Genomic DNA, 16,708 nt, shown 5'->3' on the forward strand with positions numbered 1-16,708 from the left:
GGGGTGTTATGACATTTACTTACATGCTATTTTGTCAATATTGGGGTTAATTAATGCAAAACACCATCATTAATCACGCACGCTTAAACGTCTTTGGTTTTTCTCGACTGTTTTTGCACCGATACCTTTAACCTTTACCAACTCGTCCACAGTCTTAAAATCGCCAAACATATCACGATATAAAATTATCGCCTGAGCTTTACTGCTGCCGATACCATCTAACGAAACCAGCTCACCTTCATTAGCTCGATTGATATTGATAACTTTCTGCTCACGCGCTTGTGTAACAGCTTTTTCTTTCGCGATCAAATACTCATAAGCACGCTGAGGTTCGTCAAAACAAGGATCTGCGTTGGCGTTACTGAGTGCGACCACAGACAATAGGAGACTAAAAACTGTGGTCGTCAGTAAACTGGCAAATGAAAATTTACGATGAGCGTTCATACTGTTTCGCCGCTTCCCACAGTGCATCCATTTCTGTTATATCGCTGTCTTCAATACGCTTGCCAGCAGCAGCCAATTGCGTTTCAATATAACCAAAGCGTGACTTAAACTTGTGCACGCAGGTTAAGGTTGCTGTCTCTGCATCCAAATTTAATTTGCGTGCAACATTTACGAGTGCAAACATACAGTCGCCTAATTCTTTTTCGACCTCTCTGATGTTAGCTTTAACCTCGATTGTAGACTTATCTGTTAGCTCATGTTTTAGCTCAGCAATCTCTTCGTCTAACTTGTCTACAGCACCTGCAATACCTTCCCAATCAAAACCTAACTTTGACGCTTGCTTTTGTACATCCTGCGCCTGCATCAAAGCACTACCCGCTTTGACTTGGTCTAAGCGACGTTTTGATTTACCACGTGCTTCGCGTGCCTGCTGCTCCTCGAGCTTAATCTCATCCCAGCGTACTTTTACTGCCGCATCGTCTTTGAGCGTTTCGGCTTCAAACACATGTGGATGACGGCGAACCAACTTCTCTTGTAAAGTCGTAATAACATCACTCATATCAAAGCGCCCTTGCTCCGCATACATCTGACAATGAAACACCACTTGCAGCAGCACATCGCCAAGCTCACCTTGGATGTCTTCATCATCTTCGCTTTGTACCGCTTCGCCTAGCTCATAAGACTCTTCAATGGCATACGGAATAAGGCTATGGTTGGTTTGCTTTTTGTCCCACGGACAGTCTGCCCTTAGTCGTGCCATCAACGCTAACAAATCATCAAGCTGGCCAGTGGCTTCTGGTGTTCCTTGTACTGGTACAGGCACGGTAACTTTATTGTCTGAAATACTCATAAGGGCGGCTCTTATCGTTTTATGTGTTGTTTGCTGATTCGTCTAATAGTTAGTGTATCATTGAACACAGCTTGGCTTATAATTGTGCTACTAACCTCTTCATTTTACCACTGCTCATGCGCGAGGAACTTTATCATTATGTCCACTTCTGCGACCACCAGCTATCAACCAGCCGCGACATTCGACCCTGTTACTATCAGCTCATTCAAAGCCTATGACATTCGGGGTGAGCTTGGGGTCAATCTCGATGAAGAGATTTCCTACCGTATCGGGCGCGCTTTCGCACAGATTTTATATCAGCGTTATCAGGCAGCAGCTCAAACCCAAGCCGATGATGTAGCAACTCTAAAACCAGCTATCGTTATCGGTAGTGATATTCGCCACTCTAGTGAGCAATTAAAACAAGCCGCTATCAAAGGCATCGCTGATGCAGGCGTTGATGTGATTGATTTGGGCATGAGTGGTACTGAAGAAGTATATTTTGCTACCAGTCACTATCAGGCGTTAGGTGGTATCGAAGTGACTGCCAGTCATAACCCTATCAATTATAATGGCCTAAAACTGGTTAAAGAACATTCAAAACCAATCAGCGCTGATGATGGGTTGGCAGAGATTCAAGCACTGGCAGAATCTGGGCAGTTCACTACGGACAACCAAACGGGCAAATTGCAGTTATTGACGGATAAAAGCGCGTACATCGATCATGTCATGACTTTTATCGATACTGATAAACTAAAACCACTCAAACTGGTCGTTAACTCAGGCAATGGTAGTGCAGGTCCTGTGGTCGATTTATTAATAGATAAATTAGCACAAGCAGATGCACCGATTGAAGTGATTAAATTGCATCATACACCAGATGGTAGCTTTCCTAACGGCATCCCCAATCCAATGATTGAAGCCAATAGAGTGGCTACCCAGCAAGCCGTTTTGGAAAACAACGCGGATCTTGGTATTGCTTTTGATGGGGACTTTGATCGCTGCTTCTTATTTGATGAACGTGGCGAATTTATTGATGGTAGCTACATCGTCGGCATGCTCGCTCAAGCATTTTTGAACAAATATCCGAGTGAATCAATCGTCTATGATCCACGGGTAATTTATAATACCGAAGCAGTGATAGAAGAACATAACGGTACAGCTGTCATTAGCAAATCTGGACATTCATTTATCAAGCAAGTCATGCGTGACTCAGGTGCTGTATATGGTGGTGAAATGTCTGCCCATCACTATTTCCGGGACTTCTTCTATTGCGATAGTGGCATGATTCCATGGTTATTGACCATTGAGCTGTTGTCTATCACTGGTAAAACACTATCCGAATTGGTCACAGGCTATATTTCCGCCTATCCTAGCTCAGGTGAACTAAACTTTCGTCTTACAACCTATGACGCACCAACAATTATTAGCGCAATTGAAGATAAATTCAGCAACGAGCAACCAATTAAATCAACACTCGATGGTTTAAGTCTGAGTTTTGGCGAATGGCGCTTTAATTTGCGAGCATCGAATACTGAGCCGCTTATCAGATTGAATATCGAAAGTCGCGGTGAGCAGCCGTTACTGGCTGCTAAAACTCAAGAAATTCAGCAATGGCTAGCAACGCAAGGTGCCGTACCAGCATAAAGTCATTAACTCAGTAAAAATCATTCTGATTGTCAGTCGAAAAAGGCTCGCTAATGAGTATTAGCGAGCCTTTTTTCTATACACAGAAAACCTTAAATCAAACTATTTAGTTCGACCAATACCCATATAGTCACCTATTAAGCTATTAATTTGCGAGCGTGTCAGGGCATTTTGCGCATCAAATACTGGCATGGCTTGCTGATTGATTTTGGCAATATCTAATTGATCTCGCGGTGACCAACTAACGATGAAAATAGCATGGGTATCGCAAAGCTGTTGATAGGGACTAGTAATAAGCTCAAGCAATGGCTGTTGCTGATAGAGCTCGGCAAGTTCATGCTGTGCCTTATCGCTATAAACCAGTGTGCGAATATTATAAGACCACAGTAATGCTAACAACGGATGGATAGCTGAACCAGCGGTACGTCCTGAACCTGATTTATAACTACCGCCCCAAATCATAACTGTTTTATTATCAATGAACCCATCAAAATATTGCCAAAATTTACGGAATATCAGCTCTTTTTGATCTTCATTGATATGCACGATAGATTGTAATAGAGGCATATCCAAACTGTGTGTACGGCTTGATTGTTGCAATTTAGCCAGCTCGGTAGGCAAAGTATTACCACCGAATCCCCACCCTGCTTTTAAATAACTGCTGCCTACCCGCTCATCCAATCCCATAATGCGACTGACTTGACTGATATCGACGTTTTGACTATCAGCCAAACGTGACATCTCATTCATAAAGCTCACTCTAGTCGCTAGCATCGCCATGATACTACTGCGAGCAAACTCTATCGTTGCGATATCAGCATGATGAGTAGCGCGTGCGTGCTGCATCAAGGGCTTCAATACATTCAAGTGCTGGCTGCTACTTGCTGTCTTTTCACCCAGTAGCCATAACGAAGGATTCAACATCGAGCTATACGCATCGCCGTCTTGTAAGAATACAAATGGCACATAATAGACCCAAGCACGTCGTAAACGCTGAGCCAAATCGGCTACATGGCCTAATTGCTCAATGCCGCTCATAATCACAGGTAGCGCCTGCTGATGGCTTTGATTAAACGCGGTAATCCAACTGTCTTCTGTCCATGCTAGCTTGACACTGTCTAAAAACAACCAATAAAGCGTCACCGTACTTTGAATATCAGTTTCGTTATGACTAGCTGCTTCATAGCCCTTTATTAGCATATCGGCACTAGCTGGCAATTCCTTACTGATAATGACCTGCTGCTGCTCATACATTTGCCATAGGGCTTGCAGATGATGCTCAAAACCATATTGCTGTATCTGCTGTTTCAGTAGCGTCTTGTCTGCATAAAGATGTACACACTGACCGAAACTTGCCAGCACCACTGCACTGGTAATCGCCTCTATGCTATGACCGATAAGCACACAGACTGTGGAATCAGTTAATTGGTTTGGTTTAGATTTATTGTTATATTTATTCATATGGCTACCATCTAAAGCCGTCTCCATGAGCGTGCTTTCCTATATTATTGACGTATCAATACTACTAAGACAGCTGTTTAATACGCTGTAGTAATTGGTCAGTAGACGTATCGAATAGACCTTGAGCATCTTTCTGAATATGCTGCATAGCATGGTGTACGGAGTCTGCCATTTGCTTGCCCATCTCGACGCCCCATTGATCAAACGGATTGATATCCCAAATGCTGGCCATGACATAGACCTTATGCTCGTAAAGCGCTATCAATGCGCCTAAGCTATGCGGCGTCAGCTCATCAATCAGTAACGTGGTTGAAGGTTGGTTACCACGGTAATACTTATATTTGTCTGCTTCGGAAACTGTCTGTGGATCGACCAGATCTGTTACAGCAGCATTGCCAAATGCCAATACTCGACTTTGCGCCAAACAATTTGCTAAAGACAATTCGTGCTGTTGCTGCAATGAGGAGTTTCGCGCCTCATCACCGTAGCGACGTACACAAGCGATAAAGTCACAGGAAACCTGCTGCGTGCCTTGGTGTAGCAGCTGATAGAATGCATGTTGTGCATTTGAGCCGATTTCACCCCATAGGATTGGGCAAGTATCATAGTCAATATGATCCCCGTTCCGAGTAACGGACTTACCATTACTCTCCATCTCTAGCTGGGTAAGATAACTCGGCAAATAGCCTAGCCTGCCATCATAAGGTAATACAGTGTGCGCATTTACTTGTAAAAAAGTACTGTTCCAAACGGCAAGCAACCCTAATAATACCGGTAGGTTCTCCGAAAAATCAGCCTGTGCAAAATGCTCATCCATACTATGAGCACCGTTTAATAGTGCCTTAAAGCCATTCATACCAATACGAATAGCAATGGCAAGGCCAATCGCCGACCATAGAGAGAAGCGACCGCCGACCCATTCCCAAAGCTGCAACTGATGCTCAGGATGAATTCCCCAAGCTCTCATTTTTTCACTATTGGCTGAGATGCCGATAAAGTGACGACGCAATACACTATCTTCTGTTCCTGCACGGAGTTTTGCCGTCGCAAGTAGCCAAGATAATGCTGTCTTGGCATTTGATAAAGTATCAACTGTCCCAAAGGATTTGGAAGAGATAATAAATAGTGTGGTCTCAGGATTTAAATGCTTGAGTAGATTATCAAGCTGCGTACCGTCCATATTGGAGACAAAATGCACCTCAATACTGGTATCTGCCCACTCGTCGAGCGCTGTAGTCGCCATGAGTGGGCCTAGATCAGAGCCACCAACCCCAATATTGACAACATCTGTAATCGCCTTGCCCGAAAACCCGCGCCACGTGCCATTGCGCACGCGCTCTGAGAGGCGTGTTACTTGTGCCAAACTATGATGTACATCAGCGACGATATTTTGTCCATCGACTTGTAATGTCGCTGCCGCTGGCAATCGTAATGCTGTGTGCAATGCAGCACGCTGCTCGCTAGTATTTACCATCGCCCCTTGTAGTAACGCATCAATACGAGCATCCAGCTCACAGCTATCAGCCAAACTCAGTAAGTTAGACAATACTGCCTGATCGATACGCTGCTTACTAAAGTCCATATACAGCGCACCAACCTGCACGCTAAAATGCTTAGCACGCTTATCATCTTGCGCGAATAGCTGTGCAAGCGACCACGGGTGCTTTGCAAGCGTCTGTAGTTGCTGCCAGTATTTAGAATGTCGAGCACTGCTATATGCCTTATCGCCCTTTATCTCTTCCATCAGCTATTCATCATCTGCTAATTGATGCTTGGCAAAGTAGATGAATGCCTGCATATACGAGCGCATATCGCCTGCATCGTAGCTATTGCCGCGCATAGTTGTGACATGGACACCATATTCACTAATGAGCGCGTCAATCGCATCCGTCAGCTGAATCTCACCACCGACTGAAGCTTTAGTATTGGCTAGATAATCAAATATCTTATTGCTAAATATATAGCGCCCTACCACAGCCAGATTTGAAGGAGCATCAGCTAAATTAGGCTTTTCTACAAAACCAGCCACTTTAAAGCTAGCATTAATATTTATTTCTTCATCAATGTCATTAGTATCGCTGATCTTTTCATCTAGTTGAGCAATACCATATTTATGTACGTCTTCATCCGCTACTTGATCGACCAATATCTGTGAGTGACCATCTGTAGCAAACTGATCTAACATAAAAGCCAAATTGTCAGCTGACATATCAGTGGTAAATGGATCAAGCACGACATCAGGTAACAATACGGCAAAGTCATGCTCACCGATGATTGGTCGCGCTGCCAATACTGCATGTCCCAAACCTAACGCCTTACCTTGACGTATCATCGACACCGTCACATCTTCTGGCAACCAATTTAAGCTATTAGCCAACTCATCTTTACCTTTATGACGTAATTGATTATCCAATTCCGCATTTATATCAAAATAGTTTTCAATCGCGCTCTTTTGCGCATGACCGACTAAGACAATATGCTTAATACCCGCAGCAATAGCCTCTTCAACCACGTAATGAATAGCAGGACGATTGCCAAGCGGTAACAACTCTTTTGGCACAGATTTCGACAATGGCAGCATACGTGTACCAAAGCCTGCGACAGGAATAACAGCGTGAGTGATATTTTTCATATAAATAAGACTGTTTCAAAAGTTAAGTGAGAATAAGGTAGTAGATAAACGATGATAACTTAACAAGTATCAAGATACATTGTATCCATTCGGGTTCATGCTCTGCCAACGCCATGTATCTCGACACATATCAGCAATCGATAATTCGGCTTGCCACCCTAACAACTTTTTCGCTTTATCGGCACTGGCATAGCAACTGGCGATATCCCCTACACGACGTTCTGCAAACTGATAAGGAATGCTCTGACCAGATACATCAGAAAATGCAGATACCAATTCTAATACAGAAGTACCTTTGCCAGTGCCTAAGTTGATAGGTAAAAAGCCTACTGAGTTCTTTTTTGCCGTACCACTTCCGTTTGATCTGGTTTGTTTATCTAGATAATTTAGGGCAGCCACATGACCTTGCGCCAAATCAGTGACATGAATAAAATCACGGACACCTGTTCCATCGACAGTAGGATAGTCATTACCAAAGATACTGAGCCCATCAAGTTTGCCGACGGCCACTTGAGAAATATAAGGCATCAAATTGTTAGGAATGTCATTAGGGTCTTCGCCAATTTGTCCTGATGGATGTGCCCCTACTGGATTAAAATATCTGAGAGCAATCAGGTTCCAACTGTCATCGGACACAGCTAGGTCTTCTAATATGTATTCGACAGCAAGTTTACTTTGTCCATAAGGATTGGTACAAGAACGTTTCGAGCTCTCACCGATGGGTAAGGATTCAGGATCACCATAGACAGTGGCAGATGATGAAAAAATTATATTCTTAACGCTATACTCTGCTATAACTTCCAATAAGGTAATGGTACCGCTAACATTATTATTATAATACAGCAATGGCTTTGCTACTGACTCCCCAACTGCTTTTAATCCAGCAAAATGAATCACGCCAAAGAATTCGTGCGAAGCAAAGACTTCTCTCAGTAACTCAGGATCTCGTATATCCCCTTCTATAAACTCAACTGTCTGTCCAATAAGAGTAGAGACACGGTTAATCGCTTCACGGCTACTATTAGATAAGTTATCGTATACAACAATATCATAGCCTGCTTCGTGTAGTGCTATACAAGTATGGGAACCGATATATCCAGCACCGCCTGTAACTAATATTGTATTTTTCATAAATTTCTCAGGCACAAAAAAAGACACCTTTATGATAGAAGTGTCTTTATGTTATACCAAGGAATGGTTAAAGATACAATAAGATAGTACTATTTCTAATTAAATTTAGTATTGTCAAAATACCAGTTCATTGAAACACAGGTGAAAAAATATTTTTAATTTCATTTAAACATTTATGCACCGTTATAGTCTTCTTATCTATAGTATATGTTACAACCCAAGTTGTATTTTTATGATATATATCTTGGTGTTTTTGATTAAAACGCCAATTAAACTTATTGCCAGTTGATAAAGCAATTACCTTTTTACCCAATCCCCCACAAATATCTAATAAACTATTGGGCGGAGTAATTATCAGATCACAGCATTCTATTATTGCTGCAATATTTTCAATATCATTCTTTCTATCTATTCTTGGCTCATATACATTAATGTTGTTGAACCCCAATATACCAATGTTTACATATAAAAAATTATCATAAACTTCGAATATTTTATGATAATTTTTGGCAGAAAATATATTAGCTATTCTCTCAGGAGTATTTATTTCTGTACCCGTACAAACACCTATAATTTTATCTTTATCAAAACTATTAAATAACCCAAACCAATAAGCTTTCAGGTTTTTATCAGCCGCTAACGATACATAAATTTTCTCTAGGTCATGTCTAAAATATGAGAATAAATCTTGAGCCGGTACCATAACGTGATGGTCATTCAAAAAGTCATCTTGGTTCATATAGACAAAATCAGGATTAATTCTTGCAAATAGAGCTATCAACCTCTCATCACAAACTATAGTTATTTTTAAAAAACTCTCAGTAAGACACTTAAAAATTAAAGATTGTTTAACTTGGTCACCAATCCCGCCTTCCATTATCACTGTAATCTCTTTAGAATCTAGATGTAATGAATAATGACTTCCATTATCGATCAAATTGCAACTAAAAGGTCTAAAGTGCAATAGCTCCCATGCTTCTTGCAATCTGTGTGAGTGAAGTAGGTAAATATATTTAGCTTGGTTCCAGCCAGCCTTGTCATTAGTTTCTAAGTCTAATATTTCGGTATAACGACCCAAATCCATATATAAATAACTTAGATACTTATAAGCTCTCTTGGCATCCAACTCTATCAACTGCTTAAGTAATTTCTCAGCAGTATTAAAATCTCTGACTCCGTAAGCTGCTATTGCTGCATTAAATATTAAGCTGCTATCTTTAATAAAAATAGTACTATATTTTTTATAATATATAGTATAAGAGCGATTTTTTATAAGATTACTTTTAGCTAACAAGTTCTTTTCACTCAGAAGCAAGTTTTCTCTTAGTACATTTTTATAAAAGTTAGTTTTAGAGGTATTACAGTGTAATTTTATACTTTCCTGCCACTGATTGACTGTTATAGATTCCTTTACATCAGAGTTATTAAATAATATACCAAAATAAGTATCGAAAACCTCAAAATCTTTATTTTTACTTTCTTTCAAAAATGACTGAAACTCTTTGTATAAATTTCTATTTTTCATAGCATAATTGATACAGCTTTCAAGATCTTTAGAGTGAGTACATATTGGTAGAGGAAGGTTAGATGATTTGATAATACCCTCCACTTTATGAGAGTTGGAAGGCAATGCAACGAAGGGCTTACCGCCCAATCCGCTAAGGTAAATCGAGTGATATCTAGGTGCTATAATTAAATCTGCTGTTTGAAAATTAGCGACTGTATGCTGCCACTGATTGTAAGCTTCACTATTCTGTAATGGATAGTATGAAACATCATAGTCAGTTCGGACTTTGCTTACGATGGGATAGATAACTGACTCTACATGGGGATGCCAGTCATTTACAATTACCTTTGAACAAAAATCTATACTAATCTCATCACTGAAGTCAGCATTTACTATACTATCAACTGTTAGCCTACAGTCGATACCTTTACTACGCAGATACTCATAAGACAGCTGCTCTCTGACAGCTAAATCAGTCAAGCTTTTAAAAACATCATCAAAACCGTCTATCTCTTGTATAGTAGCATTAATTAAGAAAACAGGTTTATTGATACTTATTGCAAATTCCGCTATAGCTAGTAAAAACAATCCTCTATTATGATGTAAAGTACCTTCACCATTTATTATAACTCCATCACATAAGTGAACGCCGTTTGCTATATCACTACTTTGTATAAACTCAAGAGAAGATACACGATCCCCTTTCCAATACTGTTTGATTTCAGAATTGCTATAAGTTTTTACTTTTATATTTCTACTAAATAAAGATGTTAAGTGAGCATAGCATACTCCAATACAACCGATATGAGGGTCAATTGCTGTATAGTTGAGATAGATAATACTATTCATTAGAGTGACCGAAGCTATGTAATCTTGTATTCAACTCGCTAACTAATGCTTCTTTATCACCCTTATTTGGGACATCTACAATAGTCATTGAGCTATGCCATACATCAGTAGAGTCATTATTAATTTTTCTCCATGTAATTTCTGAAGAGTTGGAAAATAACCAAGTATTAACTCCTAAGGCACCAGCTAGTTCTGCAACTGTCGTAGCAGGTGCAATAACTAAGTCTAAGCACATCATTAAAGCTGCTACATCGTCTAGATCATTATATTGATCAATATTAGTAAAGTTAATCATCTTCCCAGGAAAGTGCTCTTCGATCCACTCTAACTCTTCTGCACAATCATCATATTGTAAGTTAATAAACTGTATTGAATCATTATGAAAAATAGGAGCTAATTGCTCAATATCTAAATAATGCTCCATACGGGTAAAGTTAGTAAGGCTACTTCTCCAATTTAATCCTACTAGTTTTTTGCCAGATAATTTATAAGATTGTAAGCGTTGCTTATATTTATCAATTAAATCAATATCCGCATATAGATATTTATTACCTGTAAAGTCTGCATAAGTGTCTCTAAATTTCCCTATGAAATCAGTTACTAAAAATACTTTACTGTAATTCTCTAGTTTTTTAAAAGCATTATTATCTAAAATGGTCGTGAGCGTCGTAGAGGGCAGTTGATCATAATCACCTACAGGATAGCTTTCACTAAAACCTCTTGTTCTTCGAATAGGCAAAAAATCTATATTTTTGAACGATCTACTAAGTAAGTTATACAATCTATAATCACACGAGATGGTAAACGACTTAGATGAATAAGCTTTTTCAAGTTCGCTATAGATAGACATAAATCTAATCTCGTCACCGGGACCATAGACTGCCAATATCAAACTATTATTCTCGATAGTAATGTCAGCACTTTTTACAGCTTTTCTAAAATTATTCTGTAATAAGAAACCAATATCATTAGTAAAGTTTTCGTTTATATAACATTCATATGCCTCACCAATTTTTCCTTTATGCTGTAATATTGGCAATTCAAAGGTAGTGTTTAAGCTCATCCCAATACTGGTACAATGCGCAATATGCTCTCCTGCCCTATCAAAATTTCCTATAAATATATTTAGTCTGACCAACTGCTTTGTAATAAATTCACTCGTATTGAACCTTGAATAGCTTTCGAGAATATCTATAGCCTCTAAATCTTTTCCCTCAGAATGTAAAAAATCGGTATATACCTTTAGTAGCTTATCAGGTCTAGTATTTTTAGAATTGTACAACTCCAAAAACAGTTTTTTAGAAGCTATGTAATCACCATGTTCGATCAATCCCATTAAACGAGATATAGACTTATCTGTGCTGAGATATACAGTTGAACCTATTAAGTCAAACCAGGTAGAACCACGACCAACCATGACTCTATATTTAGATATTAGTTCAGGATTCAATTTGGTAGAAAGTAGTACATAATCTATAATACATGGTATAGAATAATTACTTAGAATATATTTATTATCTATATATTGATTCAATGCCTTTCTATTATTTTTTTCTATATCAATCATCATAGACATTAGACTAATACCTAACGACTGATTGAAATTAAAAGTATTATATAAAGTCCTCGAAGCAGTATTGAGGTAGTTTATTTTGTTTATCGTGCTGTCTGGTAATCGTAACAGTTCTTCAATAGTTTTTAATAATTGAGAGAAATCACTTCGTGAACTAAAAAATTCTAATTTGCTTACAAGTAACTGTCGCTTCTGATTATTCCATTCTTCTAACTTTCTATCTTCAGAATCAACTTCAGAATCAACTTCAGAATTCGTCTCTTTTACATTATTTTCATTCGCATTATACAAATCATGAGATATGAGTTCAGATTCTGCAAAAAACTCTTGGGCCTCTATCAAACTTATACTTTTCTGTTTAGGAAAAAAACCTGATATCAATTTATTTAAAAACAAGTTATCTAACTGACTTTTAATAGAAAATAAAAAATCAATAAAAACATCTTGATCGCAGACACTCATAATACTAATTAGGAAGTCTTGTCTTTTTTCTAAAGACACTTCACCCCAAGTATAATTGAGTAAAATTGCATCTATTTCAAAAGGCTTGAAATAGATAAACATTTCTTTATACAGTCTACTATCGCAAGTTGCAAGGTTCCTCAATGTATGTTGAACCGTTAACTGCAAGGAAGGCTCCAAACCCTCATCCAACTCACCTTGATAATCAGCTTTATATGTTAATTGCAGCACTTCACTACGTATCTTATGGATAGTAGTAATCAAGGGGTAGATATTATTTTCAGAACCTTCTGCGACCCCTACTATATATCTCGGATATATAATATAAGCCCCGATAAATAACTCAAGCAAAGACAGCTTTCTATTTCGTCTGGTTAAGTCAAATTCACTTCTATCATCCGTTAATCCCCAACCTGCATAAAAAGGTTGACCTAACACAGTCACCTGTTTTCCTCTAAGTAGTGCCTCTAAACCAGTCAAAGAAGTAATAGTGTAAACATGATCTACCCTTTCAATTAAATCGATAATATGTTCATCAGGCGATAATATTTCAGCGAAAAGCTCTACATTTGTATTCTTAAAATTAGATTCTTGAAACCCTTTGAAGATTTCTGGATGAGGGCGATAACATATTTCGGCATTTGGATTCTCATATTTAGCTAATCGAACCATATCCTCCATAGACCATCCATCTGGATTTCCATATCGAATTGATGCATCGTTATCTACTTGTCCAATAACAAGTACTCTTTTCTTTAGTTTAAGACTAGTAGAGTGATACATAGCAGGAGGGTTGTACTTAGATACTTTCAAATCTATGATTGAGCTTAGAAGCTTAGAAGCTTCTTTTGCTAAATTATTATGAATGTTAAAGTCATAATAATTTAAAATTTTTTCGATATCCGAAGGTTGTGTAGAGTTATAATATAATCCTGATTTATCAAAAACAAGCGAGTATGGAGTGGCTCCATTAGCTCCCAAGTCTGCAGAACGTATAAAACCATCTTCTACACGCCATATATCTATATTTTTATAGCTTATATACCTGTTTAAAAATGTGCTTTCATTGTAGCCCCATATTACTACCACTTCAGGTTTGATAGATAAACGCTGCATTACACCTATCATTTTGTAGTTCGTTAATTTACGTGGTGCAAACGCTACTCTAAATTCATCTAAATAATCTGCAATAAATCCAAACTTCCAATCGTTACAACCTATAGCAACTGCTATAGGCTTATCTGTACCCTCTACCCAGTTTTTTCCTACTAAATATAGCTTTTCAAAACCACTATCTTCTCCAAATATCTCATAAGGGTCATGAACTACGAACTGATACTCTTTACCAGCTGGTACTTTTTTTTTCCAGTGATTTTGAGTACGTTTTGAAAAATACTCGGCTAACTCAGACTTTTGATGGGCTTTAGACTGTTTATCTATCATACTTGATATACTCTAATATATTACTTTGCAATAGCTTCGGATGTCACAGGCGTAGCATAATCAACATTGATTGATACTGTTTTGCCGATAATACTTTCTAACATCTTAGGAGGTAGACCAAAACCTGGTCTTACACTTCTGATAGAATCAGATGTAATTATATCCCCAACTTTCAAAGGTTTTACAAAGTACAGAGACCTTCTAAACTGTGCGTTACCTTCTTCACTTGACTTACGGCCGTAATCCACTCTACCTAATGCCTCCCAACAAATACGTCCAGCATCACATAAATGTTTTAACTCTGCTGCTTCCAGAGAAAAGCTATCATCTGGCCCACCGCCACTTCTATCTAGGGTTACGTGCTTTTCTATTATATTTGCCCCCAGTGCTACACTTGCTATTGCAGTAGTGTTATCCAATGTATGATCTGACAAGCCTGTAATCAGATTAAATCGTTGCTGCATATCTAGTATAGTTCTTAGGTTGTAATCACTAGAAGGGGCTGGGTAACCACTAACGCAATGTAGGATAGCTAACTGGTTACAGCCTGCTGATTTAGCAGCATCAATAGCTTCTGCTATCTCCTCATCGTTAGCCATTCCTGTTGAAATAATCATAGGTTTGCCTGTTTGAGCCACATACCTAATAAGTGGTAAATCAATTGCTTCAAAACTAGCAATTTTATACGCCGGTGCATTTAAGTCTTCCAACATATCAACCGCAGTTGTATCAAAAGGAGAGCTAAACATAGTAATACCTGTTGCCCTTGCCTTATCGAACAATGGCTTGTGCCATTCCCAAGGAGTGTAAGCAGATTGATAAAGATCATATAAAGTTTGACCATCCCACAAGCCACCTTTTATCTGAAACTCTTCTTTATTGGAGTTCAAGGTAATAGTATCCGCAGTATAGGTTTGCATTTTTACTGCATCAGCCCCACAACGCTTAGCCATTTCAATTATTTGAAATGCGTTCTCAATATCGCCATTGTGATTGGCAGACATTTCAGCAATGATGTAAGGAGCGTGCTTAGGACCGATTTGTCTATTTTCTATGAAAAAATCTTTCATCAATTAAACCTTATGATATATATATAAATTAAAGTTTGGACGATACATGCTGTCGTAACTAAAATTATTGGCAGCAAATACCTTCTGAGAGGCAATATTATTTTCATGTATTACAGCATGATATACATCTAAATCAGTAACTTTTATTACCTTATTAATTGTTCGTTTAGCGTAGCCTTGACCAGCATATTTAGGATCAATAGTTAGGGAGATTTCTGCTGTAGACTTTGCACTGTCTAATATCAAATCAAGTCTTACAACCCCAACAGTAATGTTATTATCTGCGATTTTAAATATTTCTGTTGTATTGCTTTTTAGCTTGTCATTAAACCATTTGATATGATCATCATACTTAGGAGTATTAGAATCCAATGCGAACTTCCGTATACCCTCTATACATTGAAGGCTATATAAGTAATCTAAATCATTCTTATTTATTGGAATTAATATAAGCGTATCGTTAATCATCTATTAACACCTTTTTTCATAAGTTAGAACAAGCTCTTTAACTACTCTATTTGCGCCTATTCCATCTACTAAGTTCATAATGTTATGTTTACGTGCTAGATATTTAGTGTTACTTATGGACAATCGAATTAAGTAGCTAAATATAGAATCAACAGTAATAGTATTTAAACTACCTAAATAGTCGACTAGGTCTTTTTCATGTAAGTAATGTACTAAGTCTTTTTGATTGTCTGCCACATCGATTAGAGCTGAATTCAATCCTAAACAGAACCTTTCCCATACTGTAGAACCACAGGCACCTAAGGCAAAGTCACTAACTTTCATTAAAGATGACATTTGATCAGTTTGCTCTTCTAAAAATATATGCCTGGACTGTTTGACCATATTCTTACAATAAGCAAGATCTTCTAAAGATAATTTCCCAGTAATAACATGAAATTTAAATTTGTTATATTTAACTAGTGCTGGTAGGAAAATTTTCCAGACTTCCATATTACCAACACCCCCAAAGTTTACTAATATAGTCTTCAACTCATCTGAAGGTTTTTGTGCTTTAGATTCTCGTAAAGAAACGAATTCATCTCTAAGCAGTGAATATTTTGGTCCTAATAACCTTGAACAATGACCAGACACTAAATCATCATATCTAGAGTTAAGATTTGGCCAATAATTTTGATCAATCAATAAGTCACAAGTATGTTTGCGGTTTGCCAAATCATCAATTACTGCTATAGGTAAAGATATCGCATTTTTTACTATATTTTCCCATGTGCTATCTATCGAGTAATGATCAATGACTATCATATCTATATGTTGCTTAGTAACAGCATTAATGAACTCTTGAGCATCTTGCTCTTGAGAAACCCCTAACCAATTTAAATGGTCTTCAGAAATATCTTCGGATGCAGCATACCCAATAATGTAATAAGTAAAACCGCTAATAACGATTAAACTCAGTAATTCTTTATCATATTCTCTAACGAAGAAAATACTTGAAATAGAGATCTTTTTCAGTTCACGAGCTAATGTAAGACAACGCTGTAAATGACCTGTTCCTATGTGTTTAGCTATGTCAACTCTAAAACCTATTTTCAACTCTATATCCTTAGTTTGTATCTTAACAATTTATCTAGTTACACTATTGAGCTAACATCATTTAGAAAAACACAAAAACTCTAAGAAAATCTTTGCC

General features: G+C 38.0%; 12 protein-coding genes. 1 reads left to right on the top strand and 11 read right to left on the bottom strand.

Translation table 11 applies throughout. The features are described 5' to 3' along the window. Positions 1-69: 69 nt before the first annotated feature. Positions 70-444, bottom strand: coding sequence for a ComEA family DNA-binding protein (locus ACIGBM_RS02605; protein ID WP_397476654.1), 375 nt, complete (start codon positions 442-444; stop codon positions 70-72). After that, positions 428-1,294, bottom strand: a complete 867-nt coding sequence (gene mazG / locus ACIGBM_RS02610) for a nucleoside triphosphate pyrophosphohydrolase (protein ID WP_397476655.1) — start codon at positions 1,292-1,294, stop codon at positions 428-430. Before mazG ends, ACIGBM_RS02605 begins: the two co-directional genes overlap by 17 nt. A 138-nt stretch (positions 1,295-1,432) precedes the next feature. On the opposite strand from mazG, the gene ACIGBM_RS02615 reads away from it, so the two are divergent. Beyond that, positions 1,433-2,920, top strand: a complete 1,488-nt coding sequence (locus ACIGBM_RS02615; RefSeq protein WP_397476656.1) for a phosphomannomutase CpsG — start codon at positions 1,433-1,435, stop codon at positions 2,918-2,920. A gap of 102 nt (positions 2,921-3,022) precedes the next feature. On the opposite strand, the gene ACIGBM_RS02620 is transcribed toward ACIGBM_RS02615, so the two are convergent. The 9 genes from ACIGBM_RS02620 to pseG form a co-directional block, all read right to left on the bottom strand. Next, on the bottom strand, positions 3,023-4,381 hold the full coding sequence (locus tag ACIGBM_RS02620) for a UDP-glucose/GDP-mannose dehydrogenase family protein (protein ID WP_397476781.1): 1,359 nt from the start codon (positions 4,379-4,381) through the stop codon (positions 3,023-3,025). A 64-nt stretch (positions 4,382-4,445) separates the two neighbouring features. Then, positions 4,446-6,125 (bottom strand): glucose-6-phosphate isomerase, encoded by a 1,680-nt coding sequence (pgi, locus tag ACIGBM_RS02625; protein ID WP_397476657.1) that lies wholly within the window; start codon positions 6,123-6,125, stop codon positions 4,446-4,448. 3 nt (positions 6,126-6,128) lie between these two features. Beyond that, complete coding sequence (locus ACIGBM_RS02630) at positions 6,129-7,013, bottom strand: UTP--glucose-1-phosphate uridylyltransferase (RefSeq protein WP_397476658.1); 885 nt, start codon at positions 7,011-7,013, stop codon at positions 6,129-6,131. A 69-nt stretch (positions 7,014-7,082) separates the two neighbouring features. After that, complete coding sequence (gene galE / locus ACIGBM_RS02635) at positions 7,083-8,144, bottom strand: UDP-glucose 4-epimerase GalE (protein WP_397476659.1); 1,062 nt, start codon at positions 8,142-8,144, stop codon at positions 7,083-7,085. 127 nt (positions 8,145-8,271) lie between these two features. Further along, positions 8,272-10,500 carry a polysaccharide pyruvyl transferase family protein gene (locus tag ACIGBM_RS02640; protein ID WP_397476660.1) on the bottom strand — a complete coding sequence of 743 codons (2,229 nt, stop codon included), beginning with the start codon at positions 10,498-10,500 and terminating at the stop codon, positions 8,272-8,274. Continuing rightward, complete coding sequence (locus ACIGBM_RS02645; RefSeq protein ID WP_397476661.1) at positions 10,493-13,978, bottom strand: hypothetical protein; 3,486 nt, start codon at positions 13,976-13,978, stop codon at positions 10,493-10,495. Before ACIGBM_RS02645 ends, ACIGBM_RS02640 begins: the two co-directional genes overlap by 8 nt. A 20-nt stretch (positions 13,979-13,998) precedes the next feature. Continuing rightward, a complete protein-coding gene (pseI, locus tag ACIGBM_RS02650) occupies positions 13,999-15,051 on the bottom strand; it encodes a pseudaminic acid synthase (protein ID WP_397476662.1) in 1,053 nt (350 codons plus the stop codon). Next, a complete protein-coding gene (locus tag ACIGBM_RS02655) occupies positions 15,052-15,516 on the bottom strand; it encodes a GNAT family N-acetyltransferase (RefSeq protein WP_397476663.1) in 465 nt (154 codons plus the stop codon). A 3-nt stretch (positions 15,517-15,519) separates the two neighbouring features. Beyond that, positions 15,520-16,611 (bottom strand): UDP-2,4-diacetamido-2,4,6-trideoxy-beta-L-altropyranose hydrolase, encoded by a 1,092-nt coding sequence (gene pseG, locus ACIGBM_RS02660; RefSeq protein ID WP_397476664.1) that lies wholly within the window; start codon positions 16,609-16,611, stop codon positions 15,520-15,522. Between the last annotated feature and the right edge of the window lie 97 nt (positions 16,612-16,708).

The organism is Psychrobacter sp. NPDC077938, assembly GCF_044542635.1.
Lineage (GTDB): Bacteria > Pseudomonadota > Gammaproteobacteria > Pseudomonadales > Moraxellaceae > Psychrobacter.